23 protein-coding genes are annotated in these 22,986 nt (G+C 68.7%); 9 read left to right on the forward strand and 14 right to left on the reverse strand.

Going from position 1 to position 22,986, the window contains the following annotated elements:
• Positions 1-20: 20 nt before the first annotated feature.
• The 7 genes from soxZ to AC07O4_RS07500 form a co-directional block, all read right to left on the reverse strand.
• Positions 21-332 carry a thiosulfate oxidation carrier complex protein SoxZ gene (gene soxZ, locus AC07O4_RS07470; RefSeq protein WP_172438442.1) on the reverse strand — a complete coding sequence of 104 codons (312 nt, stop codon included), beginning with the start codon at positions 330-332 and terminating at the stop codon, positions 21-23.
• Between the two features lie 46 nt (positions 333-378).
• The gene (soxY, locus tag AC07O4_RS07475; RefSeq protein ID WP_495304170.1) at positions 379-837 is read right to left on the reverse strand and encodes a thiosulfate oxidation carrier protein SoxY; all 459 of its coding nucleotides are present in this window, start codon (positions 835-837) and stop codon (positions 379-381) included.
• Positions 838-856: 19 nt separating this feature from the next.
• A complete protein-coding gene (locus AC07O4_RS07480) occupies positions 857-1,906 on the reverse strand; it encodes a c-type cytochrome (protein ID WP_495304172.1) in 1,050 nt (349 codons plus the stop codon).
• Complete coding sequence (soxC, locus tag AC07O4_RS07485; RefSeq protein WP_095747119.1) at positions 1,890-3,254, reverse strand: sulfite dehydrogenase; 1,365 nt, start codon at positions 3,252-3,254, stop codon at positions 1,890-1,892. Before soxC ends, AC07O4_RS07480 begins: the two co-directional genes overlap by 17 nt.
• 19 nt (positions 3,255-3,273) lie before the next feature.
• Entirely contained in the window at positions 3,274-3,591 is a 318-nt protein-coding gene (locus AC07O4_RS07490; RefSeq protein WP_062473853.1) for a c-type cytochrome, read from the reverse strand.
• 144 nt (positions 3,592-3,735) lie between these two features.
• On the reverse strand, positions 3,736-4,209 hold the full coding sequence (locus AC07O4_RS07495; protein WP_495304174.1) for a thioredoxin fold domain-containing protein: 474 nt from the start codon (positions 4,207-4,209) through the stop codon (positions 3,736-3,738).
• Positions 4,206-5,120: an MBL fold metallo-hydrolase gene (locus tag AC07O4_RS07500; RefSeq protein WP_495304175.1), complete on the reverse strand. Its 915-nt coding sequence runs from the start codon at positions 5,118-5,120 to the stop codon at positions 4,206-4,208. The genes AC07O4_RS07495 and AC07O4_RS07500 overlap by 4 nt, the downstream gene beginning before the upstream one ends.
• A gap of 155 nt (positions 5,121-5,275) precedes the next feature.
• Between AC07O4_RS07500 and AC07O4_RS07505 the strand changes: the two genes are divergently transcribed.
• Positions 5,276-5,689 carry a DsrE family protein gene (locus tag AC07O4_RS07505; RefSeq protein WP_062473859.1) on the forward strand — a complete coding sequence of 138 codons (414 nt, stop codon included), beginning with the start codon at positions 5,276-5,278 and terminating at the stop codon, positions 5,687-5,689.
• Between the two features lie 40 nt (positions 5,690-5,729).
• On the opposite strand, the gene AC07O4_RS07510 is transcribed toward AC07O4_RS07505, so the two are convergent.
• Positions 5,730-6,056, reverse strand: a complete 327-nt coding sequence (locus tag AC07O4_RS07510) for an ArsR/SmtB family transcription factor (RefSeq protein WP_062473861.1) — start codon at positions 6,054-6,056, stop codon at positions 5,730-5,732.
• Between the two features lie 287 nt (positions 6,057-6,343).
• On the opposite strand from AC07O4_RS07510, the gene AC07O4_RS07515 reads away from it, so the two are divergent.
• Genes AC07O4_RS07515 through AC07O4_RS07535 form a run of 5 tightly spaced genes read left to right on the forward strand, consistent with a single transcriptional unit; the run spans position 6,344 to position 13,326 of the window.
• Entirely contained in the window at positions 6,344-7,450 is a 1,107-nt protein-coding gene (locus AC07O4_RS07515) for an efflux RND transporter periplasmic adaptor subunit (RefSeq protein ID WP_495304177.1), read from the forward strand.
• A complete protein-coding gene (locus AC07O4_RS07520; protein WP_354347763.1) occupies positions 7,447-10,545 on the forward strand; it encodes a MexW/MexI family multidrug efflux RND transporter permease subunit in 3,099 nt (1,032 codons plus the stop codon). The genes AC07O4_RS07515 and AC07O4_RS07520 overlap by 4 nt, the downstream gene beginning before the upstream one ends.
• A 12-nt stretch (positions 10,546-10,557) precedes the next feature.
• Positions 10,558-12,000, forward strand: coding sequence for an efflux transporter outer membrane subunit (locus AC07O4_RS07525; protein ID WP_495304179.1), 1,443 nt, complete (start codon positions 10,558-10,560; stop codon positions 11,998-12,000).
• A gap of 35 nt (positions 12,001-12,035) precedes the next feature.
• Positions 12,036-12,701, forward strand: coding sequence for a helix-turn-helix transcriptional regulator (locus tag AC07O4_RS07530; protein ID WP_492686917.1), 666 nt, complete (start codon positions 12,036-12,038; stop codon positions 12,699-12,701).
• A 43-nt stretch (positions 12,702-12,744) separates the two neighbouring features.
• The gene (locus AC07O4_RS07535) at positions 12,745-13,326 is read left to right on the forward strand and encodes a superoxide dismutase (protein ID WP_495304180.1); all 582 of its coding nucleotides are present in this window, start codon (positions 12,745-12,747) and stop codon (positions 13,324-13,326) included.
• A gap of 49 nt (positions 13,327-13,375) precedes the next feature.
• Here AC07O4_RS07535 and AC07O4_RS07540 read toward each other — a convergent pair whose 3' ends face one another.
• Both AC07O4_RS07540 and AC07O4_RS07545 read right to left on the reverse strand, forming a co-directional pair.
• Entirely contained in the window at positions 13,376-15,961 is a 2,586-nt protein-coding gene (locus AC07O4_RS07540; RefSeq protein WP_495304182.1) for a hypothetical protein, read from the reverse strand.
• A gap of 105 nt (positions 15,962-16,066) precedes the next feature.
• Positions 16,067-16,444 carry a VOC family protein gene (locus AC07O4_RS07545; RefSeq protein ID WP_495304183.1) on the reverse strand — a complete coding sequence of 126 codons (378 nt, stop codon included), beginning with the start codon at positions 16,442-16,444 and terminating at the stop codon, positions 16,067-16,069.
• Between the two features lie 244 nt (positions 16,445-16,688).
• On the opposite strand from AC07O4_RS07545, the gene AC07O4_RS07550 reads away from it, so the two are divergent.
• Positions 16,689-17,678 (forward strand): Bug family tripartite tricarboxylate transporter substrate binding protein, encoded by a 990-nt coding sequence (locus AC07O4_RS07550; RefSeq protein WP_495304185.1) that lies wholly within the window; start codon positions 16,689-16,691, stop codon positions 17,676-17,678.
• 110 nt (positions 17,679-17,788) lie between these two features.
• Here the strand turns inward: AC07O4_RS07550 and AC07O4_RS07555 are convergent, their stop codons facing one another.
• Genes AC07O4_RS07555 through AC07O4_RS07570 form a run of 4 tightly spaced genes read right to left on the reverse strand, consistent with a single transcriptional unit; the run spans position 17,789 to position 20,153 of the window.
• Positions 17,789-18,046, reverse strand: a complete 258-nt coding sequence (locus AC07O4_RS07555; protein WP_062473877.1) for a hypothetical protein — start codon at positions 18,044-18,046, stop codon at positions 17,789-17,791.
• 16 nt (positions 18,047-18,062) lie between these two features.
• On the reverse strand, positions 18,063-18,836 hold the full coding sequence (locus tag AC07O4_RS07560; RefSeq protein ID WP_487847490.1) for an SDR family NAD(P)-dependent oxidoreductase: 774 nt from the start codon (positions 18,834-18,836) through the stop codon (positions 18,063-18,065).
• Positions 18,837-18,894: 58 nt separating this feature from the next.
• The gene (locus AC07O4_RS07565) at positions 18,895-19,374 is read right to left on the reverse strand and encodes a hypothetical protein (RefSeq protein WP_062473882.1); all 480 of its coding nucleotides are present in this window, start codon (positions 19,372-19,374) and stop codon (positions 18,895-18,897) included.
• A gap of 14 nt (positions 19,375-19,388) precedes the next feature.
• Positions 19,389-20,153 (reverse strand): Crp/Fnr family transcriptional regulator, encoded by a 765-nt coding sequence (locus AC07O4_RS07570; protein ID WP_495304187.1) that lies wholly within the window; start codon positions 20,151-20,153, stop codon positions 19,389-19,391.
• 84 nt (positions 20,154-20,237) lie between these two features.
• Between AC07O4_RS07570 and AC07O4_RS07575 the strand changes: the two genes are divergently transcribed.
• Both AC07O4_RS07575 and AC07O4_RS07580 read left to right on the forward strand, forming a co-directional pair.
• Positions 20,238-22,202 (forward strand): AMP-dependent synthetase/ligase, encoded by a 1,965-nt coding sequence (locus AC07O4_RS07575; RefSeq protein WP_495304189.1) that lies wholly within the window; start codon positions 20,238-20,240, stop codon positions 22,200-22,202.
• Positions 22,199-22,984: an ABC transporter ATP-binding protein gene (locus AC07O4_RS07580; RefSeq protein WP_062473888.1), complete on the forward strand. Its 786-nt coding sequence runs from the start codon at positions 22,199-22,201 to the stop codon at positions 22,982-22,984. The genes AC07O4_RS07575 and AC07O4_RS07580 overlap by 4 nt, the downstream gene beginning before the upstream one ends.
• Positions 22,985-22,986: the final 2 nt, after the last annotated feature.

Genomic DNA, 22,986 nt, shown 5'->3' on the forward strand with positions numbered 1-22,986 from the left:
CCGCGTGGGCGAAGAAAGCGTCAGCTGACGGTGGCTTCGTCGGTGCGGGTGTCGCCGCGGTTGTCCTTCCAGGTCACGGCGATCTTGTCGCCGGCCTTCGCGCCCTTCAGCGTGAACTGCATGAAGGGGTTCTTCGACACCGCCGGGCCCCAGTCGGCCGTGAGCACGGTCTTGCCGTTGAGCGAGGCCGTGACCTCCTGGATGAACCAGGCGGGGATGGTCTTGCCCGCGGCGTCCTTGCGCTGGCCGGTTTCCATTTCGTGCGCCATGAGGATGCGCACGGTCGTCTTGTCGCCCGCGGCCTGGGCGCGGATGCGCATGGGATCTGCCATGGTGGTCTCCTTCTTCTCGTCGTGTTCTGTGTGTGAAGCCCGTCGCTCAGCCGCCGCAGCCGCCGAGCGTGACCTTGACTTCCTTCTTGGCGAAGAGCGCCTTGCCGTCGTTCATGACCGCGATCGCGTACACGTCGGACGACTGGCCCAGCTTGGCGCGCGTGGTGAAGTTCGACTCGACGAACTCCGAGGTGTTGAAGATCGCGACCACGGCGTTGGGGTTCTTCTCGACCAGCAGCATGAGCTGCTTCACGCCGGGCAAGGCGGTGGCCACGCTGAGCGGCACCACGGCGCCGTTCTCGGCGATGTCGGGGCCGGTGATGGTGACGTCCTTGCTCTCGGTGGGCGCGCCGGTGACACCCACGGCCTTGAGCGCGTCGGCCACGCTCTTGGCGTCGAAGGCGTCTTTGGAATAGGCGAACGCGGTGGCGGGGAGCCAGCCGGCGGTGGCCGCCAGGCCTGCGAGGGCGGCGGACTGCGTGAGCATCTGTCTGCGGTTTGTCATGGGGTTGTCTCCTGTCGAATCATGGTCCGGCGCTGTCGGCGAGCCAGCGTGCGATGGCCTTGGCATCATCGTCGCCGAGGGTCTGCGGCGGCATCGGGATCGCCCCCCAGACGCCGGTGCTGCCTGCCTTGATCTTCTGCAGCAGGTGGTCGGTCTGGCCGGGGTACTTCTTCGCGATGTCCGAGAAGGCGGGGCCGACGAGCTTCTGCGTCATGCCGTGGCAGGCGGTGCAGCTGTTCTTCTCGAGCAGCGCCACGGGCACTTTCGGGGCCGCGGCCGGTGCGCTGGTCTTCACGGCAACAGCAGCAGGCGCTGCGGTGGCAATGCCGCGCTGTGCGCCCACCAGCCGGTTCTGGTCGGCGAGGTTGCCGTGGCTGCCACGCGCATGCGGCGGCAACTGCGCGACGGACGACGCCGCCGGCACGCAGTCGCGCATGCAGGCCACGGCCGGCACGTCGGGCTTGGCCGCGCGGCCGAACTCGCTGCCGGGCCACATCGCGTGCGCGGTGGTGCCGCCGTTGCGATTGGGCATGCGGGCCTGCACCTCGCGGATGTTCTTGTCGGACAGCGTGAAATCGTCGGGCACGATGCCGCCGAGGTTCAGCATGTAGGCGGTGACGGCGTACACGTCGTCGGGTGTCAACGACTTGGGCTGGTTCCACGGCATGGCGCGGTACACGTAGTCCCACACGGTCGACAGGCTCGTGACCTTCATCAGCGTGGTGCGGCCCGGGAAGGCCGGGTCTTTCAGGCGCGCGACGTGGCCGCTCTTGATGTCCTCGGCCGTGGTGCCGCCGACGATGGGGCTGAACACCTGGTTCGATTCGCCGAACACGCCGTGGCACGAGGCGCACTTGCCTTCCCACAGGTCCTGCCCGCGCGTGACGGAGCCCGAGCCGGGCGGCAGGCCCTTGAAGTCGGGGCGCACGTCGATGTCCCACGCGGCCACTTCCCTGGGCGTGGCGTCGCGGCCGATGCCGGCGTAGCCTGCCGTCTTCGGCTGTGCCCATGCGGCTGCACCGCATGCGAGAACGAGCAGCAGCAGCGCGCGCTTAGGAAAGCTGGACATTCGCCACCTCCCCGTTCGCCTGCACCTGCCACGACTGGATGGCGTTGTTGTGATAGATCGAGCGCGTGCCGCGCACCGCGCGCAGCTGCTTGTAGCTGGGCTGCACGTAGCCGGTGTCGTCCATCGCGCGGCTCTGGATGATGGCGGGCGTGCCGTCCCACACCCAGTCGATGTTGAAGCGCGTGAGGCACTTCGAGAGCACGGGCGATTCGAGCCGCGCGGTGCGCCAGTTGCGCCCGCCGTCCACGCTCACGTCCACGCGCTTCACCTTGCCGCGGCCCGACCATGCGAGGCCGGTGATGTTGTAGAAGCCCTTGTCCAGCAGCATCTGCCCGCCCGAAGGCGTGGTCACGACGCTCTTGCATTCCTGGATGCTGGTGTACTGGCGGTGCTGGCCGTCGGGCATGAGGTCGACGTAGTGCACGGTCTCGTCCTTGGCGCCGTAGGGCTGGTCGCCCAGTTCGATGCGGCGCAGGTACTTGACCCAGCTCACGCCCTGCACGCCGGGCACCACGAGCCGCAGCGGGTAGCCCTGCTCGGGCCGCAGCATCTCGCCGTTCTGGCCGTAGGCCACGAGCACCTCGCCGGAGCGGATGAGGCTCATGGGAATGGTGCGCGTCATCGACGAGCCGTCGGCGCCTTCGGCGAGCACGAAGCGCTCGCCCTTGAGGTCGGCGCCCGCCATCTCGAGCAGCGTGATCAGCGGCACGCCGGTGAACTCGCTGCACGACAGCATGCCGTGCGTGTACTGGGCCGTCGGCACCGCGACGTTGCCCCATTCCATGCCGGTGTTGGCGCCGCACTCGATGAAGTGAAAGCGCGACACCGAGGGCAGGCGCATCAGCTCGTCGAGCGTGAAGACCTTCGGCGTCTTCACCATGCCGTTGACCATCAGCCGGTGCTTCGAGGGATCGATGTCCCACCAGCCTTGGTGGTGCCGCTCGAAGTGCAGGCCGCTGGGCGTGACGATGCCGAACAGCGACTGCAGCGGCGCGAACGACACCGAGGCCTGTGCGGTCGGCGTGAGCCCCGGGCTCTGGCGGCGCTGCACGTTGGCTTCGTACTTGGAAGGCTTGCCGTAGCCGTCGGTGACCACCGGCTGGCCGAGGCCCGTGCTGTGCGCGGGCAGATTCAATATGGCGGGGTCGCCGTCGCCCACGGCGGTGCGCGTTTGCGCGAGCGCGGACGACGTGGCCGCCGTGCCTGCCACGGCGGCGGCGAAGGCGTTGCGGATGAAGTCGCGCCGCCCCTTGCCGGCTTCGGCGAAGACGGCGCGCACGCCCTGCGCGTCGAGAAAATTCTCGGGTGCCTTGCGCACCTGCCCGGTCTGCTGGATGCTGCCGCTCATGGCGTCGCGTCCGTGGGCCTTACTTGGCGCCGCCCAACACCCAGGCGGCCAGCGCCTTGGCATCGGCCTCGCTCATCGCAGGCTGCGCGGGCATGGGCACGGCGCCCCACTTGCCGGTGCTGCCCTTCTGGATGCTCGCGGTGAGCGCGGCGAGCGCGTCGGCCTGGCCGGTGTACTTCTTCGCGACGTCGAGGTAGGCCGGGCCGACCAGCTTCTTGTCGACCGCATGGCAGGCGAGGCAGGCGTTCTTCTGGGCCAGTTCCTTGTTGGCAAGGGCCGGTGTCGACAGCAGCAAGGCGGTGACAGCGACGGCGAGCGACGGCAGCAGCAACTTCAATTCGGTCTCCTCGAAACGCGCCCCGAAGCGGCCGGTTTCATCGTTAAATAAGTAAATCGTTATGTATTGATTTTAGGGACGATCGTGAACAAGGGAAGGGCTTTGCTCTTGGGGGAAACCCGTTCGGTTTCGCCATGCATAACGTCAGCCGCGCACGGCGGTGCGCGCTTGCTGCAGGCGTGCTTCGAGGTAGGCGCCGTAGAAGTCCGAGTCGCCGCCGGTCAGGCGCTCGGCGACCTCGCGGCCGTTGCGGCCGAAGAAGAGCACGGTCGGCGCGACGCTGACGTGCCATGCCTTGATGAGCGCGTCGTGCGTGCGCGTGGCGCCGTCGAAGTCGCGCACGGTGCGCGCGTCACGAAAGTCGATCTGCACCACGGGCAGGCCGGCTGCGACTTCAGGCGCGAGGTAGTGCTCGCGCACGATCTTGCAGAACGGGCAGCCCTGCAGGCTGGCCATGACGACCAGCGGTTGCGAGCGGGCTAACGCCGCCGCGAGCGCGCCGCCCAGCGAGACGGGTGCGGGCAATTGCTGCACCTCAGCCGCATGCACAGCCATCGGCGCGACGCACCACGCGGCAAGGCCCGCGACGAGCTGCCGGCGCGTGCGGTCGCCGCTCATCGCGCCTCCTGCTCCAGCAGCAGGTACGTGTTGTAGGCATTCATGCGGTTGGCGACCTTGAACAGCGGCCAGGCCTCGAAGCGCGACCAGTCGGTGGCGGCATAGGCTTCATCGAAGGGCGTCATCTCGGTCGCGGCCTTCTGCATCGCGCCGCGCAGGAAGACGAGGTAGTCGCGCGTCTGCCGCAGGTCTTGCGCCGGGTCGTCCGATGCGGGGCCGTGGCCCGGCACGATGGTGCGCGCGTCGAGTGCGAGCAGCGCGTCGAGCGACGTGATCCAGTGCCGGCTGTCGGCCGATCCCACGTAGGGCGTGCGGTTTCGGAACACGATGTCGCCGGTGAACAGCACCTTCTGCTGCGGCAGGAAGATGGCGAGGTCTTCGGGCGTGTGCGCGGGGCCGGCGGGCTGGATCACGAAGCGCGTGCCGCCAATCGTCAGCTCGGTGCGGCCGTCGATCCACACATCGGCCGGCACCAGCCGCGTGCGCTCGTCGATCCACGGCGCGAGCTCCTGGCGCGAGGCCTCGAGCCGCAGCCGCGCGGTGTCGGACGTGAGGTAGCTCTTGCCCCGCGTGTGCGCCACGATCTGCGCGCCCAGCGCCTTGAACACCTGCAGGCCGTAGATGTGGTCGGCGTGGTAGTGCGTGAGGATGACGTGGCTGATCGGCTTGGGCGTGAGCTTGCGGATCTCTTCCACCATGCGCTCGGCGACGGCGGGCGAGCCGAGCGCGTCGATCATCACGACGCTGTCGCGCGTGACGACGAAGCCGGCGTTGGAGATGAAGTTCTGGTTCTCCTTCGAGCCCAGCGCGGGGATGCCCTGCACGTAGTAGATGTCGGGCGCCACGGGCAGCGGGCGGATCTCGGGAGCGGCGAACGCGGCACTGGCGCTCAGCCAGAGCGCAGCACACATCAGCAGTGCCTTCGCGCGAACGGCGGTGGGCCGGCACGGGAACATCGTGGGTCGTCTCCTGCGGGCTGGGCGGCGAGGGCCGCGGGCTTGCCCGGCTGTAAATATAAGCAGAAGATGATATTTTGCGGGCAACGACAACAGCCAGAGGGTTCCCCATGAGACACGCATTCATCGCTTTCCTGCTCGCCATGGTCGCCACGTTCGCGGGCGCGCAGGAGACCAAGGTGGTCTACCACGTCAACACCGGCGTGGAGAGCAGCGCCGCCATCCTCGCGAACATCACGAACCACCTGAACGCGGAGCCGAAGGCGAAGATCGTGGTGGTCACGCACGGCCCCGGCATCGACTTCCTGCTGAGCGACGCCAAGGACAGCCGAGGCCGCGAGTTCAGCGGCCCGGTGAGTGCGCTGGCCGGGCGCGGCGTGGAGTTCAAGGTGTGCAACAACACGCTGACCACGCGCAACATCGACGCGGGCAAGCTGCTGATGGAAACCAAGGTGGTGCCCTCGGGCGTGGCCGAGGTGGCGCGGCTGCAGGCGAAGGAAGGCTACGTCTACCTGAAGCCCTGAGGCGCGAAAGCCGGCTGATGCCGGCCCTCTTCTTCTCTTCTTATTCCTGCTCGATGGCGATCTGCACGCAGATGCTGCGGCACAGCGCCACCACGGTCTCGTTCGCGATGCTGTAGTAGATGCTCACGCCGTCGCGGCGTCGGGCGAGCACGCCCGCCTGGTAGAGCGTGTTCAGGTGCTGCGACATGTTGGGCTGCGTGGTGTCGATCTGCGCGAGCAGCTCGCTCACGTTCTTCTCGCCGTTGCACAGCAGGCTCACGATCTTCAGCCGCATGGGCGCGGCCATGGCCCGGAACAGGTCGGCGGCCATGTCGAAGACCTCGTCCTCGGTGACAGCCGCGGACTTCTTACGGGGTTTGGTGGCCATGCTGAATAGGTTCATGCGCAGGTCGCAATGTACATCGGCGCTTGGCGGCGCGAGCGATGTCCCGGCGGCCGTATGGCGATTGCACGCCGGCGCCGCGTCACAAAAGCGACGCGCTGTCCGTCTTCGGGGTGCGGGGATGTCCCCGCGCAACCACCCGGAGCACCCACCATGCACGCCACGCCAAAGATAGCCCTGCCCTATCGGGGCCATTGCCACGTCTTTCTCGACAGCATTCGGACGCGATCTAATAATCAAAGCACTTTCTTTGATAAAAAAGCAGGTTGCGTATGAACAAACAATCCAGGACCTGGCTCGGCGCCGGTCTCACGGTCGCGGTGCTGGGCGCGGCGGGCTACGGGCTCGTGGCGAAATTCCAGCCGGCCCATGCACAGGGCGGCGCCATGCCGCCGGCCAAGGTGGCGGTGGCCCCCGCGCGGCAAACCGAGATGGCGCGCTTTCTCGGCGGCATCGGCACGCTGGAGGCCAACCGGCAGGTCGAGGTGCCGGCCGAGGTGGAGGGACGGGTCGCGAAGATCCTTTTCACGCCGGGCGCGCAGGTGCGTGCCGGCCAGCTGCTGGTGCAGCTGAACGACGCGCCCGAACAGGGCGACCTCGAACGCTTGCGCGCCCAGCAGGCCAATGCCAGGGCCCTGCTCGAGCGCACGCGCCGCCTGCTGCCGCAGCAGGCGGCCACCCAGGAGCAGATGGAACAGGCGCAAGCCGCCTTCGACCAGGCCGGCGGCGAGCTGCGCCGCGTGCAGGCGCTCATCGAGCAGAAGCACATCCGGGCGCCGTTCGACGGCGTGCTGGGCATCCGCAAGGTCAACCTCGGCCAGTTCGTGCGCGCCGGCGATGCGCTGGTGTCGCTCACCGATGCGCGCACGCTGTTCGCCAACCTCACGCTGCCCGAGAACGCGCTGCCGGCGCTGCGGCGCAACCAGGCGGTGGCGCTCGCGGTCGATGCCTACCCGGGCCGCGTGTTCCCCGCCAAGCTCAGCGCCATCGAGCCCATGATCGGCAGCGACACGCGCACCGTGCGGCTGCAGGCCACGGTCGACAACGCCGACGGCGCGCTCACGCCCGGCATGTACGTCAACGCCAAGGTGGCGCTGCCCGCGCGCGCCGACGCCATCGCGGTGCCTGAAACCGCCATCACCTACAGCACGCACGGCGACTCGGTGTTCGTGGTGCGCGCTGGCGACAAGGGCGACGGCTTCTCGGTGCAGCAGGTGTTCGTGAAGACCGGCGAGCGGCAAGACGGCCTGGTCGTCGTCGAGCAGGGCCTGAAGGCCGGCGAGCAGGTCGTCACCTCGGGCCAGCTGCGCCTGTACAACGGCGCCGCCGTGGCCCCGGCCGCGAAGGACACGCTGGCCCTGCAGGACGCGAAGTCATGAAGTTCACCGACCTCTTCGTGCGCCGGCCCGTGCTGGCGCTGGTGGTGAGCACGCTCATCCTGCTGCTCGGCGCGCGTGCGCTGGGCGACCTGCCGGTGCGCCAGTACCCGCTCACCGAGAGCACCACGCTCACCATCACCACGCAGTACCCCGGCGCCTCGCCGGAGCTGATGCAGGGCTTCGTCACGCAGCCCATCGCGCAGGCGGTGGCGACCATCGAGAACGTCGACTACCTCTCGTCCTCGTCCACACTGGGCCGCAGCGTGATCAGCGTGCGCATGAAGCTCAACGCCGACGCCAACCAGGCGCTCACGCAGGCCATGGCGCAGGTCAGTCAGGTGAAGTACCGGCTGCCGGCCGAGGCCTTCGACCCCGTGATCCTCAAGTCGTCGGGCGAGGCCACGGCCGTCGCCTACGTGGGCTTCTCGAGCAAGACGATGCCCGTGCCGCAGCTCACCGACTACCTCTCGCGCGTGGTGCAGCCGCAGTTCGCGTCGATCGAGGGCGTCTCGGGCGTCGAGGTGTCGGGCGGGCAGACGCTGGCGATGCGCGTGTGGCTCGATGCCAACCGCATGGCCGCGCGCGGCATCTCGGCCGGCGAGCTGGCCGACGCGCTGCGCCAGAACAACGTGCAGGCCGCACCCGGGCAGGTGAAGGGCCTGTACGTGGTGTCGAACATCCGCGTGAACACCGACCTGGTGAACGTGGCGGAGTTCCGCGACATGGTCATCAAGCGTGACGGCGATGCCATCGTGCGCCTGGGCGACGTGGCCACGGTGGAACTCGGCGCGGCGAGTGCCGACAGCAGCGCGACGATGGACGGCGACAAGGCCATCTACCTCGGCCTGCAGGCCGCGCCCAACGGCAACCCGCTGGTGATCGTGAAGCGCATCCGCGACCTGCTGCCCGGCATCAAGCAGAACCTGCCGCCGGGCGTGGAGGTGCAGCTGCCTTTTGAACTCGCGCGCTTCATCGAGGCCTCGATCGACGAGGTGCAGAAGACGCTGCTCGAAGCCATCGCCATCGTGGTGCTGGTGATCTTTCTGTGCCTGGGCTCGCTGCGTGCGGTGCTCATTCCGGTGGTGACGATTCCCTTGTCGATGCTCGGTGCCGCGGCGCTGATGCTGCTGTTCGGCTTCAGCATCAACCTGCTCACGCTGCTGGCGATGGTGCTGGCCATCGGCTTGGTGGTGGACGACGCGATCGTGGTGGTGGAGAACGTGCACCGCCACATCGAGGAAGGCAAGTCGCGCGTGCAGGCCGCGCTGATCGGCGCACGCGAAGTGGCCGGCCCGGTGATCGCGATGACGCTCACGCTGGCCGCGGTGTACGCGCCCATCGGCCTCATGGGCGGACTCACGGGCTCGCTGTTCAAGGAGTTCGCCTTCACGCTGGCGGGCGCGGTGGTGGTGTCGGGCGTGATCGCGCTCACGCTGTCGCCGGTGATGAGTTCGTTCCTGCTACCGCAGGACGCGACGGCGGGCCGCATGGCGCGCTATGCCGAGGCCTTCTTCCACAAGCTGGCCACGGCCTACGGCCGGCTGCTCGACGTGTCGCTGCACCACCGCTGGGTCACGGGCCTGCTGGCGGCGGCCGTGCTCGTGAGCCTGCCCTTCTTGTACAACGCGGCGCAGCGCGAGCTGGCGCCGGGCGAAGACCAGGCCATGGTGATGACCGTCATCAAGTCGCCGCAGCACGCCAACATCGACTACGTCGAGAAGTTCGGCCAGAAGTGGGACGAGGTGCTGGCCAAGCTGCCCGAGAACACCGGCCGCTGGCTCATCAACGGCTCGGACGGCGTCTCCAACAGCATCGGCGGCGTGCAGCTGTCCGACTGGAACGCTCGCCAGCGCAACGCCGACCAGATCCAGGGCGACGTGCAAGGCGGCATGAACGAGGTCGAGGGCAGCAGCGTGTTCGCCTTTCAGCTGCCGTCGCTTCCCGGTTCGACCGGCGGGCTTCCGGTGCAGATGGTGATCCGCAGCGCGGGCGACCACCGCAGCGTGTTCGAGGCGATGGAAACGCTGAAGAAGGCGGCGCGCGAGAGCGGCAAGTTCGCCGTGGTCGACAGCGACCTGGAGTTCAACAACCCGGTGACCGAAGTGCGCGTGGACCGCGCCAAGGCCAACAGCATGGGCGTGACCATGAAGGCCATCGGCGACACGCTGGCGGTGCTGGTGGGCGAGAACTACGTCAACCGCTTCGGCATGGACGGGCGCTCGTATGACGTGATTCCGCAGTCGCCGCGCGACCAGCGGCTCACGGCCGAGGCCCTGTCGCGCTACTTCGTGAAGAGCGCGAGCGGCCAGCCCGTGCCGCTGGCCAACCTGGTGCAGCTGTCGACCAGCGTGGGGCCCAACAAACTCACGCAGTTCAACCAGCTCAACGCCGCGACCTTCCAGGCCATTCCGATGCCGGGCGTGACCATGGGCGACGCCGTGGCGTTCCTCAGCGAAGAGGCGAAGAAGCTGCCGGCCGGCTTCAGCTACGACTGGCAGTCGGACGCACGCCAGTTCACGCAGGAAGGCTCTGCCCTGGTGATGGCCTTCGTGTTCGCGATCGTGGTGATCTACCTGGTGCTGGCCGCGCAGTACGAGAGCCTGCGCGACCCGCTGATCATCCTGGTCAGCGTGCCGATGTCGATCTGCGGCGCGCTGGTGCCGCTGGCGCTGGGCTTTGCCACCATCAACATCTACACGCAGATCGGGCTGGTGACGCTGATCGGGCTCATCAGCAAGCACGGCATCCTGATGGTGGAGTTTGCCAACGAGATCCAGGAGCGCCTGAACCTGGAGCGCCGCGCCGCCATCGAGCAGGCCGCGCGCATCCGGCTGCGCCCGATTTTGATGACCACGGCCGCGATGGTGGTGGGCCTGGTGCCGCTCTTGTTCGCCAGCGGCGCGGGCGCCAACAGCCGCTTCAGCATCGGCCTGGTGATCGTGGTCGGCATGCTGGTGGGCACGCTGTTCACGCTGTTCGTGCTGCCCACCATGTACACGCTGCTGGCGCGCGACCACCGCACGGTGGGCCGCTCGCAACGCGCCGCCGAACTCGAGGCGCTCGTGGCGCGCGAGCCTGCGGGCGACACCGTCTGAGACACCGGGAGCATGACCATGACGACAAGAAGACCCTTCTCCTACGCCGCGCCGTTCGCCCTCAGCCTGCTGGTGCTGGCCGGTTGCGCGGTCGGGCCGAAGTACGCCGCGCCGAACGATGCGCCGGTGGCCATCGCCGCCCCCGAGCGCGCGCTGTTCGCGCCCGACGCGGTGCAGCGCGACTGGTGGCGCCAGCTCGACGACCCGCAGCTCGACGCGCTCATCGAACGCGCGCTGGCCGGAAACCACGACATCCGCATCGCCCACGCGCGGCTGCTGGAAGCGCGTGCGATGCAGACCGAGGCCGAACTCGACCGCCTGCCCGTGGTGACGCTGGGCGCCAGCAAGACGCGCAGCATCGCGCAGGGCAACGGCGTGCCGGCCGATGCGCGCACGCTGGCGCAAAGCAGCCGCGCCGGCTTCGACGCCGGCTGGGAGATCGACCTGTTCGGCCGCCTGCAGCGCCTGGACGAAGCCGCCACCGCGCGCGCTCAGGCCAGCGCGGCCGACCTCGAACAGGTGCGCATCGTGGCCGTGGCCGAACTGGCGCGCAACTACTACGAGATGCGCGGCGCCGAGCAGCGCCTGGCCGTGACGCAGCGCACGCTCGAGAGCCTGCGCCAGAGCCTGCGCGTGACCGAGGCGCAGGTGCGCACCGGGCGCGGCCTCGAAGGCGACCTGGCGAGCGCGCAGGCCAACCTGGCCAGCACCGAGAGCCAGCTGCCCGCGCTCGAGACCACGCGCCGCCAGGCCGCGCACCGTGTCGCCGTGCTGGCGGGCCTGCGCCCGCCCGAGCTGGCGCCCATGCTGCAGCCGCACCCGCTGCGCGTGCTCGACAAGCGCCTGCCCATCGGCGACCTGGGCGATCTGCTGCGCCGCCGACCCGACGTGCTGCGCGCCGAGCGCGGCCTGGCCGCCAGCACCGCCGACGTGGGCGCGGCCACGGCCGAGCTGTACCCGCGCGTCGACATCGGCGGCTTCCTGGGCTTCATCGCGCTGCGCGGTGCCGACCTGGGCAGTTCGTCGAGCCGCGCCTTCAGCGTCACGCCCGGCGTGAGCTGGCCTGCGCTGCGGCTGGGTTCGGTCAAGGCCCGCCTGCGCGGCGCCGAGGCCCGGGCCGAGGGCGAGCGCGCCGTCTACGAGCAGACCGTGCTGCGCGCCATCGAGGACGTCGAAAGCGCCCTCACCGGCTACGGCCAGAACCAGCTGCGCCTGCAGCGGCTGCTGGAGGCCTCGGCCCGCAGCGGCCGCGCCGCCGAGCTGGCCGAAGTGCGCTACCGCGAAGGCGCCGCACCCTACCTGAGCGTGCTCGACGCGCAGCGCACCCTGCTGCGCGCGCAGGATGCCGTGGCCGAGGCTGAAACGGCCTCGTTCACCAGCCTCGTCGCGCTGTACAAAGCGCTGGGCGGAGGCTGGCAAGCGCCCACGGATGCGAGGGGAGGCCCAACCACCTGACAATGACGCTGTTTTCCCCCACGACCGAAGCCGCCATGTCCGCCCCCGATGCCACCAAGCCCACCTGGATGCCGCACCAGCCGGCAGACCGCATCCTCTCCACGCTGAAGACCCGCGGCGCGCTCGGCATCCCCGACATCGCCAAGGTGCTGCACGTGACGGTCGAGGCGGTGCGCCAGCAGATGTCCAAGCTCGAGACCGAAGGGCTGGTGGACGCCGAGAGCCGCTCCAGCGGCCGCGGCCGCCCCACCCAGATCTGGCGGCTCACCGGCGAGGGCCACAAGCGCTTTCCCGACACGCACGCCGAGATGACGGTGCAGATGATCAGCGCCGTGATCAGCGTGTTCGGCGAAAAGGGCATGGACCAGCTCATCGGCGCGCGCGAAGCCACCATGCGCGCCACCTACACCGAGGCCATGCGCGGCGCGCGCAATCTCGAGACGCGGCTCGAACGGCTCGCGGACATCCGCAGCCGCGAGGGCTACATGGCCGAGTACCGGGCCGAGGGCGACGGCTTTCTCTTCATCGAGAACCACTGCCCCATCTGCACCGCGGCGCAGGCCTGCACCGGCTTTTGCCGCAGCGAACTGCAGCTCTTCGACGAGGTGCTGGGGCCCGAGGCCGACGTGAGCCGTGTCGAGCACGTGCTCGCGGGCGCGCGGCGCTGCGCCTACCGCATCGTGCCCAAGGCCCGCGCCTGAGGCACCTTTTGTTTTTATCCACCAACTAGAAAGAAAGACCCCCATGGAACACACCCTTCCCCCGCTGCCGTACGCCATCGACGCGCTGGCCCCCGAGTATTCGAAGGAAACGCTCGAGTTCCACCACGGCAAGCACCACAACGCCTACGTGGTGAACCTGAACAACCTGCAAAAGGGCACCGAGTTCGAAGCGATGACGCTCGAAGAGATCGTCAAGAAGTCCAGCGGCGGCATCTACAACAACGCCGCCCAGATCTGGAACCACACCTTCTTCTGGAACTGCATGAAGCCCCAGGGCGGCGGCACCCCCACCGGCGCGCTGGCCAAGGCCATCGATGCCAAGTGGGGCAGCTACGACGCCTTCAAGGAAGCTTTCGTGAAGTCGGCCGTGGGCAACTTCGGCTCGGGCTGGACCTGGCTGGTGAAGAAGGCCGACGGCTCGGTGGACATCGTGAACACCGGCGCCGCCGGCACGCCGCTGACCACCGCCGACACCGCGCTGCTGACGGTGGACGTGTGGGAGCACGCGTACTACATCGACTACCGCAACCTGCGTCCGAAGTTCGTCGAGACCTTCCTGGCCAAGCTGGTGAACTGGGACTTCGCGGCCAAAAACTTCGGCTGAAGCCCGCGCTTTCGGCATGAAGAAAAGCCGGCCTGCGGGCCGGCTTTTTTCATGGGCGCGCCGTCACCATCCAGTCGATCCAGCGCGCCACGTGCGCCTGGTCGAGATCGAAGTAATGGGTGTGGGCGCCCAGGCCGAGGCAGGCCTCGTGCTCGGCCGCGACACACCAGGCCGGCGGCGTCGTCACCTGTTCGTAGGGTTTGTCGTCCGCGCCCCAGAGCCAGCGCCCGACGTAGTCGCCCGCCGTGTACAGGTTGACCCAGCGGGCCACGCCGACCTGGGCCGCGCTCGGCCCACCGCCGTTCGCGTCTTCCGCCGTCACCCAGCCGTAGAGGTGCGGAAAGCGCGCCGCATACAGCTGGCGCAGCGGGCAGCCGGCGGTGAGCAGCAGCAAGCGGCTCTTGTTGAGCGCCGCCCAAAGGTCGGTCACCCGCGCATCGACCTGCTGCGCGGCGCGGAACTGCAGGTAGCGCAGCAGCTCGGTCGAGATCACCGTGCCCTGGCTGTGCGCCACGATCACGATGCGGTCGTAGCCCTGCGCCGCCACATGCTCCAGCAGCGACACGTAGCGCGAGAAGATGCGCGCGCGCGGAATGGCGCGGCGCGGGAACTCGCGGAAGTGGCCGTCGACGTCCAGCGCCACGTCGAGCGGCATGCGCAGGCCCGGCACGGTGCGCGTGAGAAAACCGCCGAGCAGCGAGACGGAAGCGGCCAGCGTGGCGGCGGTGAAGATCAGCGGCTTGAGCCCGCTTTGCGACAGCGCCGACACCCAGATCACCGCCTCGTCGATCCACCCCCCGACCGAGACATTGCACTGCTTGAGCACCAGCAACAGGGCCACCGCGAAGGCGACCACCACGCTGGCGCTGGTCAGCACGGCGACGAAGCGGTCCAGCCGCCGGTAGCCCGCGCCGAGCCAGCGGCCCAGGCCCTGCGAGGTGCCGAAGGCCACCTTGAGCTCGGCGAACAGGCTGGGCACCAGCACCGCCACCAGGTAGGCCAGCAGCGACAGCGTGAGGCCGGCCGTCAAGGCGAAGGCCTGCGTGCTCTTCTCGTAGCGGCTGTGCAGGAAGTTCGCGCCGTCGGCCCAGTAGACGTCCTTGCCGAACCAGAACGGCGCGTAGTCGACGTCCTTCGCGCCGAGCTCCACGAGGTTCGTCAGCACGGCCCACGACACCATCGACAGCGCCACGAACGCCGCCACCGACACGAACAGCCCCAGCCGCCCCGTGGCGATGCTGGCGCGCGCGGCGGCGCCGCGGTCGGGCACCGTCTCCCCGGCGAGCAGCCAGGCGATGAGCAGCACGCCGGCCACGCCCCACCAGGCCACGACGCCCAACAGCAGGTACTCGACCACCCGCATGCCGGCGCGCACCCAGTGGCGCAGGTCGTCCGTGGCGCCCGCGGCCGAGGCGTTGATCGCCACGTGCACCAACAGCGCCGCCGCGGTCAGCGCCATCAGCCCCAGCCCCCAGGTGCGCGCCGCCGGAAAGCGGTCGCGCGCGATGCGCAGGGCGCGGTCGGCCAACGCGGCGAGCAGCGCCAGCCAGGCCACGCCGACCACCCAGTGCGCGGGCACCAACGCCCACAGCAGCCAGCCCGCCAGGAGCGCGTACAGGCCCACCACGATCCGCGAGGAAGCCTGGGTGCGCGCCTGGTAGCAGTACCACCAGATCGCCAGCACCGGCACGGCCACGGCCAGCACCCGGCGCAGCAGTTCGGTGAGCGACAACGCATGGGGCGCGGGCTCGACCCGCGCCAGCCCGCCAAGCCCCGCGATCACCAGCCCGACCAGCAGCAGCTGCAGGAAGAGGTTCGCCAGCAGGTTGGCAAAGGCCCAGTCGAGCGCGGTCTGCAGCGACGCCAGGCAGGCCCAGCGCCGCGCGCCGGGCGGGCGGGGCTTCCTGTTCACGCCGGCCGCCTCGGCGGCGCGGTCCACCGCGTCGCGGCCCAGCTGCGAGAGGCGGAACACGATGGTGAACAGCTCGGCGACGATGCGCGCCACCGAACCCGGCAGGCGCGACAGGTCGGCCCAGTACATCTCGTGCACGTCGATACGCTGCTGCACCGGCTGCCCGTTCGCATCGGTGGCGTCGCGCGTCATGCGCACGCGCGTGGCCTCGTAGGCCTCGTGGTCGGGCTCGGCGCGCTGCGACTTGAACAGCAGGTAGTCGCTGAAGGCGATGTCGGGGTTGCTCTTCTTCAGCTCGCGCGGCGTGAGCGGCCCGCGTCCCTTGGCGGCGCGCACCACGCCCGCGTCGTCGGCCTCGGCGGTCGAGATCCAGTCGTCGGCGCTGAAGTCCGAGGTCTTCGATTGCCGCATCGCCTTGCGCACGGGCGGCACGTAGGCCTTCTGCGCAGCGCCGCCTTCCGTGGCGGCCTTCTCGGTCTTGTCCTGATGCCCCGTGCGCTGCTGCACCATCGAGGTCAGCGGCGGCACCGGCAGGAGGTGGCTGTCGCAATCGGCCTGGCGGTAGGTGGCGCCGGGGCCGGGGTGGTTGAGCATCAGCGAGGCAATGGCGCGGGCCGTGTCGCCGGCCTTCTGGTCGGCCACGCCGTGGATGGCGATGACCGCGACGCGCTCGGGGCGCGCGGGTGGTTCAGGCGTTGACTGCTCGGGCGGCGGTGCGCTCATGTGGTGACTCCTCCATGCCAGGCCGGTGCATGGCAGGAGGAATTGTCCGCAGCGCGTCGCCCTTGGCTTCCCCCAAACGGGGGATGCCGGATGGACAGGGGCCCCTCAGACGTTGGTGAGGTTCAGGATGTTCCCGTCCGGGTCCTTGAACCACGCGACCTTCATGTCGCCCATGACGTGGATGTCGCCCGCGAGCGTGGTGTCGGGCATGTCGTAGTGCTCGAAGCGCACGCCCTTGGCCTTGAGCGCGGCCACGAGGCGCTCGATGTCGCCATCGACCGACCAGGTCACGGCCGTGGCCTGGTTGGTGCCCGCGAAGGCCGAGCGGTAGACGTTGAGCCGCGTGTTGCCGCTGCGGTAGACGACGACCTCGTCGCCTTCGGCATCGACCTGCGCGAGGCCGAGCGTGTCTTCGTAGAAGCGTCGGGCCACGGCGAGGTCTTTCACCGCCAGGTTGGCCACTGCATTGATGTGTCCGAGCATGGGTGCCTCCTGCAAAGAGGATGGGCGCCCGGAAGCCGCCGAGCGCCGGGCGAGCCAGAAATACTCAACCATTTGGTGGAGTATTCGACTCGCCTCGCGGCATGTCAAGGCGTCCGAAAGTACGCACCGCCCCGCGTTCTGCCCCCGCCAGCCGAGACGAGGGCCATCGCGAACCGCGAAAACCCTGCATCGGCACTTCCGGCAGACTGCATCCCCCTTGCCCCCAGAACGAGACAATGCCCCCATGACCCCATCGAACTTCCTCCGTCCGCTGGCCTTCGCGCTGGCCTTCACCGCCGTGGCGGCCACCGCCCCGGCCCACGCCCAGACCGCCGCCTACCCCGCCAAGCCCATCCGCATGGTCGTGCCCTTCCCGCCCGGCGGCGGCACCGACATCCTGGCGCGCCTGGTCGCGCAGAAGCTCACCGAGGCCAACCACTGGACCGTGGTGCCCGACAACCGCGCGGGCGCCGGCGGCACCATCGGCATCGCCGAGGCCGCGCGCGCCACGCCCACGGGCTACGACATCGTGATGGGCCAGAAGGACAACATGGTCGTCGCGCCCTGGCTCTACAAGAGCCTGAGCTACAACCCGGTGAAGGACCTCACGGCCGTGGCCCACGTGGCCTACACGCCCGTGGTGATCGTCACGCAGGCCAACTCCAAGTTCAAGACGCTGGACGACGTGGTGAAGGCCGCGCGCGCCGCGCCCGACACCATCACCTACGGCTCGCCGGGCAACGGCACCACCATCCACCTGGCCGGCGAGATCTTCAACGGCGCGGCCAAGATCAAGATGCGCCACGTGCCCTACAAGGGCTCCAACGCGGCCATGATGGACGTGCTCGCGGGCAACGTCGACCTGATGGTGTCGTCGGTGCCCTCGGCCATGGCGCAGATCAAGGCCGGCAAGCTGCGCCCGCTGGCCGTCACCTCCGCCAAGCGCAGCACCTCGCTGCCCGACACGCCCACCGTGGCCGAGCTGGGCTACAAGGACTTCGACGTGAGCACCTGGTACGGCGTCTTCGTGCCGGCCGGCACGCCCAAGGACGTGGTCGCCACGCTGAACGCGGCGATCAACAAGCTGCTGGCCACGCCCGAAATGAAGGCGGCCATCATTGCCCAGGGCGCCGAGCCGCAAAGCATGACGCCGGAGCAGTTCGGCGCGCTGCTGAAGACCGACTACGAGAAGTGGAAGGGGATCGTGCAGGCCTCGGGCGCGACGATCGAGTAAGAGGGGTTTTCAGCAGGAACACCGCGGAACCGGCTTTGCCGGGCCGCTGGTGTTGCCCCCGGCAGGGGGTTGGCGAAGCGACACGAAGTGCGCGAAGCCTGGGGGCGAGCTCAATCAGGCACGAACTTGGCGTTGAAGATCTCGACGTCCGCCGCATCCTCGAACGTCGCCACCTGCCCCATCTTCCCGTCGCTCATGCGGCAGGCCGAGAACAGGCTGTAGCGGCCCTTGAAATAGAACTCGTCCATCACGATCAGCGCGTACGGGTACGGCACGAACACCTGGTGCTCGAAGACGATGCGGTGCACGTTCCTCGGCGATGGGAAGAGCTTGTATTCGACGGTGTCGATGGACTTTGCGGTGGCCATGATGTGGTCGCCGTGTTCAGGCCGGGTCGCGCACGTCGGCCACGGGGTTGCTGCCGAAGTCCGCGCGCGCCAGGTAGGCGAGCACCTTGGCCGCGGCGCTCTGGGGGCTGTCGAGCCGGCCTTCTTCCTTCATGCTCACGAAACGCGTGCGGTCCGGGAACTGTTCGGCCGAAGCGCCGCGCAGCTGCACCTGCATGTCGGTGTCGATGATGCCGGGCGCCAGCGACACGATGCGTGCGCCGTTCGGTGCATGCACCTCCTCGAGCGCCACGGCGCGCGAGAAATGGTCCATGCCGGCCTTGGCCGCGCAGTACGGCGCCTGGCTGCCCAGGGCGTTGCGGCCCAGGCCCGACGAGATGTTCAGCACCTTGCGCGCGCCGCGCCATTCGCGCGTGCCGCCGAGGAAAGCGGCCGTGAGCAGCATCGGCGCTTCGAGCCCGATGCGCAGCGCCTGCGCCAGTTCGGCCGGCACGGCGCGCGACAGCGGCGCGGGGTTGCCGACGGTGCCGGCGTTGTTGATGAGCGTGACGCTGTCGAAGCGCTGGCCGTCCAGCGTACGCAGCCAGTCCGACAGGCGCGCCGCGGCGGCCACCGGGTCGGACAGGTCCTGCTCCCATTGCGTCAGTTCGGCGCCGCCGGCCTTGGGGGCTTCGGCGAGTTCGGGCGAGGACTTGCGCGCGATGCCGAGCACCGTGTGGCCGGCCTGCAGCAGCTGTTCGGCCATGGCGCGGCCCAGGCCGCGCGAGGCGCCGGTGATGACGGTGAGGTGGGAAGAAGCGGAGGTGGTCATGGGTGTGTGGGAGCAGGAGAAGGCCGCAAGGCTAAGGGATATCGAAAGGCCGCGCGCGTCAGCCGGTGCGGAACTGGGCGCGCAGGAAGTTGCGGTGACGGGCGATGTGCTGCAGCTGTGCCGGTGCGATGGAGCCGCCGAGGTCGACTTCGTCCGCGCCGTTGAGCACCGCATTGGCGTTCGCCATGGCGCGGGCCACGACCTCTTCCTCGCTCACGCCGAGCTGCGCCGCCAGGTCGAGCGCGACACGGCGCATGGCGCGCTGCGACAGCATCCACATCGCGCCGAAACGGTCCCAGGCCAGTGCGGCCTCTTCGGACTTTTCGCGGTCCGCGAGGATGTCTTTCAGCGGGCGCGCCAGGATCTCGTTGAGCGCGTCGATCTGTTCGCCCAAGGCTTCGGCGCGGTCGATGGCTTCTTCCAGCGTCGGGCCGTCGTCTTCCTCGTTGCGGGCCTGCGTGGCCTGTTGCTGCTGGGGCGGCAGAAAGCTCGCCTGTGCGTCGGCGGGCACGATCTGCAGGTGGTCGGAAAGGGCCATGGTCTTTTCTTCTTTCAGGTCGAGGTGCTGTTGTTCTTGCGGCTGGACATCGCGGTGGCGCGCAGGCCGGGCAGGTCGAGCACGCGCAGGCCACCGTACTCCACGCGGATCAGCCCCTGCGCCGACAGCGCATTGAGCGCCTCGTTCACGCGCTGGCGCGACAGGCCGACAAGGTACGCCAGTTCCTGCTGCGTGATGCGCAAGACCTCGCCCACGCCGGGGTACAGCACCGGGTTGAACAGCGACACCAGGTTGCGCGCCACGCGCGCGTCGGGGTTGTTCAGGCGGTCGATCTCCAGCGCCGCGATGAACTGGCCCAGCCGCTCGTTGAGCTGGTTCATCACGAAGCGGTTGAAGCCGATGGAGTGGTCCAGCAGCCAGTGGAAGCTCTCGATCGGCAGCCCCGCCACGAGGCTGCGGCGCAGCGCCTGGATGTTGTAGCGGTAGGGCTCGCGCTTCATCACCGTGCCCTCGCCGAACCAGCCGCCGGGCGGCACGCCGGTGTAGGTGACCGAGCCGCCGTCGGCGTTGTCGTTGCTCATCTTCAGCAACCCCTCGACCACGCCGAACCAGTAGGTGGGCGAACGCCCGACGCGGCACACCAGGTCGCCGGGCTCGGCCTCGCCCACCACGAGCGTGGCCTCGGCGCGGCGGCGCTCGGCGGGCGTGAGCGTGGGCAGCCACGGAATACCGTCGAGCTCGGTCGCATTGGCGGGGCGCACGCGGTCCTTGATGGAACCGCCGAGCACGTTCTGTGGGTTGAGGTTGCCAGGAGGCATCGGGAAACTCCGGGGAGTAGTGTCCCTAGGATTGTCGTTGGAACGACAACCGGGCGTCAAAGTGGGACCTACGATCCGGCCACTGTGCAAACCACCGCCCCCACCTTCCCCCGTCTGCTGCTCGCGCATGCCGAGGCCCGTCCCGAGGCTCCCGCCGTGCGCGAAAAAGACCTTGGCATCTGGCAAACCTGGACCTGGAACGCCGTGGCGCAGGAAGTGCGCGAGATGGCCTGCGGTCTGGCAAGCCTTGGCTTCAAGGCCTTCGACAACCTTGCGATCGTCGGCGCCAACCGGCCGCACTTGTACATGGCCGTGCTCGCCGCGCAAAGCCTGCGCGGCGTGCCCGTGCCGCTGTACCAGGACGCGGTCGCCAGCGAGATGGTCTTCATGCTGAACGACGCGAGCATCGAGTTCGTGATCGTCGAAGACCAGGAGCAGGTCGACAAGCTGCTCGAATGCCGCGAGCTGCAGCAAGGCCAGGAGGGCCAGCAGCAGGGCATCCGCCACATCATCTACGACGACCCCAAGGGCCTGCGCCATTACGAGCAGCCGGGGCTCATGAGCTACGAGCAGCTGCGCGAGCTGGGCCGGGCCTTCGACAAGGCCAACGCCGGCTACTACGACCGCGCCGTGGCCAGCGGCGAGGCGTCCGACGTCGGCGTGATCCTCTACACCTCGGGCACCACCGGCCGCCCCAAGGGCGTGTGCCAGACGCACGCCAGCTTCATCGCGGCGGGGCGCGGCGGCGTCGAGACCGACAAGCTCGGCCCCGGCGACAACATCATGAGCTACCTGCCGATGGCCTGGGTGGGCGACCACCTGTTCTCGGTGGCGCAGTGGCTGGTGGGCGGCTTCACGCTCAACTGCCCCGAGTCGGCCGAGACGGTGATGAACGACATGCGCGAGATCGGCCCGAGCTACTACTTCGGCCCGCCGCGCACCTTCGAGGGCTTGCTCACGGCCGTGTCGATCCGCATGGAAGACGCGGCCGCGCCCAAGCGCTGGCTGTACGCGAAGTTCATGGCGCTGGCACAGCGCGTGGGCGCCGACATCCTCAACGGCGCGCCCGTGAGCACCGGCGACCGCGTCATGTACAGCCTGGGCAACCTGCTCATCTACGGCCCGCTGCGCAACGTGCTGGGCATGAGCCGCATCCGCGTGGCCTACACGGCCGGCGCGGCCATCGGGCCCGACCTGTTCCGCTTCTACCGCTCCATCGGCGTGAACTTGAAGCAGTTCTACGGCCAGACCGAGACCTGCGCCTACGTGTGCCTGCAGCAGGACGGCAAGGTCAAGCTGCAGACCGTGGGCACGGCGGCGCCAGGCATCGAACTGAAGATTGCGGAAGACGGCGAAGTGCTGGTGCGCGGCGTGTCGGTGCTCAAGGAGTACTACAAGCGCCCCGACGCCACCGCCGAGGTGCTCGATGCCAACGGCTACTTCCACACCGGCGACGCGGGCGTGCTCGACAGCGAAGGCCACCTGCGCATCATCGACCGCGCCAAGGACGTGGGCCGGCTCGTGGGCGGCGCGATCTTTGCGCCCAACTACATCGAGAACAAGCTCAAGTTCTTCCCGCAGATCAAGGAGGCCGTGTGCTTCGGCAACGGCCGCGACGAGGTCTGCGCCTTCATCAACATCGACTTCGAGGCGGTCGGCAATTGGGCCGAGCGCCGCGGCCTGGCCTACGGCGGCTATGTGGACCTGGCCGGCAAGCCCGAGGTGCTGACGCTGGTGGCCGAGTGCATCGCCAAGGTCAACGCCGACCTCGCGGCCGAGGACGGCATGGGCGAGACGCAAATCGCGCGCTTCCTCGTGCTGCACAAGGAGCTCGACCCCGACGACGACGAGCTGACCCGCACGCGCAAGGTGCGCCGCGGCTTCATCGCCGAGAAATACGCCGTGCTGGTCGATGCGCTGTACGGCGGCAAGACCGCGCAGTACATCGAGACCCAGGTCAAGTTCGAGGACGGACGCACGGGGGTTGTCAGCGCCACGCTGAAGATCAACGACGCCAAGACCTTCCCCATCGTGAAGGCCGCCGCATGAGCAATCGGAAAATTGGCGACGTCATCCTCGACGTCCAGAACATCTCGCTGAGCTTCGGCGGCGTGAAGGCGCTGACCGACATCAGCTTCAACGTGCGCGAGCACGAGGTGCGGGCCATCATCGGCCCCAACGGCGCGGGCAAGAGCTCGATGCTGAACTGCATCAACGGCGTGTACTGGCCGCAGCAGGGCTCCATCACCTTCCGCGGCCAGACCTTCAAGCACATGAACTCGCGCCAGGTGGCCGAGATGGGCGTGGCGCGCACCTTCCAGAACCTGGCGCTGTTCAAGGGCATGAGCGTGCTCGACAACATCATGACCGGGCGCAACCTCAAGATGAAGAGCGGCCTGTTCGCACAGGCGCTGCGCTGGGGCCCGGCCGAACGCGAAGAGCTGCAGCACCGCGAGTTCGTCGAGCACATCATCGACTTCCTGGAAATCCAGGCGCACCGCAAGACGCCGGTGGGCCGCCTGCCCTACGGCCTGCAAAAGCGCGTCGACCTCGGCCGCGCGCTGGCGATGGAGCCGCAGGTGCTGCTGCTGGACGAACCCATGGCCGGCATGAACGTCGAAGAGAAGCAGGACATGAGCCGCTTCATCCTCGACGTGAACGACGAGTTCGGCGCGACCATCGTGCTCATCGAGCACGACATGGGCGTGGTGATGGACATCTCCGACCGCGTGGTGGTGCTGGACTACGGCAAGAAGATCGGCGACGGCACGCCGGATGAAGTTCGGAACAACGAAGACGTGATCCGGGCATACCTCGGCGTGGAGCATTGACC

The organism is Variovorax sp. GW821-FHT09D04 (assembly GCF_059416405.1).

Coding starts and splice junctions, on each gene's coding strand:
- soxZ (WP_172438442.1), bottom strand. CDS start 332: ATGGCAGATCCCATGCGCATCCGCGCCCAGGCCGCGGGCGACAAGACG.
- soxY (WP_495304170.1), bottom strand. CDS start 837: ATGACAAACCGCAGACAGATGCTCACGCAGTCCGCCGCCCTCGCAGGC.
- AC07O4_RS07480 (WP_495304172.1), bottom strand. CDS start 1,906: ATGTCCAGCTTTCCTAAGCGCGCGCTGCTGCTGCTCGTTCTCGCATGC.
- soxC (WP_095747119.1), bottom strand. CDS start 3,254: ATGAGCGGCAGCATCCAGCAGACCGGGCAGGTGCGCAAGGCACCCGAG.
- AC07O4_RS07495 (WP_495304174.1), bottom strand. CDS start 4,209: ATGAGCGGCGACCGCACGCGCCGGCAGCTCGTCGCGGGCCTTGCCGCG.
- AC07O4_RS07500 (WP_495304175.1), bottom strand. CDS start 5,120: ATGTGTGCTGCGCTCTGGCTGAGCGCCAGTGCCGCGTTCGCCGCTCCC.
- AC07O4_RS07505 (WP_062473859.1), top strand. CDS start 5,276: ATGAGACACGCATTCATCGCTTTCCTGCTCGCCATGGTCGCCACGTTC.
- AC07O4_RS07510 (WP_062473861.1), bottom strand. CDS start 6,056: ATGGCCACCAAACCCCGTAAGAAGTCCGCGGCTGTCACCGAGGACGAG.
- AC07O4_RS07515 (WP_495304177.1), top strand. CDS start 6,344: ATGAACAAACAATCCAGGACCTGGCTCGGCGCCGGTCTCACGGTCGCG.
- AC07O4_RS07520 (WP_354347763.1), top strand. CDS start 7,447: ATGAAGTTCACCGACCTCTTCGTGCGCCGGCCCGTGCTGGCGCTGGTG.
- AC07O4_RS07525 (WP_495304179.1), top strand. CDS start 10,558: ATGACCATGACGACAAGAAGACCCTTCTCCTACGCCGCGCCGTTCGCC.
- AC07O4_RS07530 (WP_492686917.1), top strand. CDS start 12,036: ATGTCCGCCCCCGATGCCACCAAGCCCACCTGGATGCCGCACCAGCCG.
- AC07O4_RS07535 (WP_495304180.1), top strand. CDS start 12,745: ATGGAACACACCCTTCCCCCGCTGCCGTACGCCATCGACGCGCTGGCC.
- AC07O4_RS07540 (WP_495304182.1), bottom strand. CDS start 15,961: ATGAGCGCACCGCCGCCCGAGCAGTCAACGCCTGAACCACCCGCGCGC.
- AC07O4_RS07545 (WP_495304183.1), bottom strand. CDS start 16,444: ATGCTCGGACACATCAATGCAGTGGCCAACCTGGCGGTGAAAGACCTC.
- AC07O4_RS07550 (WP_495304185.1), top strand. CDS start 16,689: ATGACCCCATCGAACTTCCTCCGTCCGCTGGCCTTCGCGCTGGCCTTC.
- AC07O4_RS07555 (WP_062473877.1), bottom strand. CDS start 18,046: ATGGCCACCGCAAAGTCCATCGACACCGTCGAATACAAGCTCTTCCCA.
- AC07O4_RS07560 (WP_487847490.1), bottom strand. CDS start 18,836: ATGACCACCTCCGCTTCTTCCCACCTCACCGTCATCACCGGCGCCTCG.
- AC07O4_RS07565 (WP_062473882.1), bottom strand. CDS start 19,374: ATGGCCCTTTCCGACCACCTGCAGATCGTGCCCGCCGACGCACAGGCG.
- AC07O4_RS07570 (WP_495304187.1), bottom strand. CDS start 20,153: ATGCCTCCTGGCAACCTCAACCCACAGAACGTGCTCGGCGGTTCCATC.
- AC07O4_RS07580 (WP_062473888.1), top strand. CDS start 22,199: ATGAGCAATCGGAAAATTGGCGACGTCATCCTCGACGTCCAGAACATC.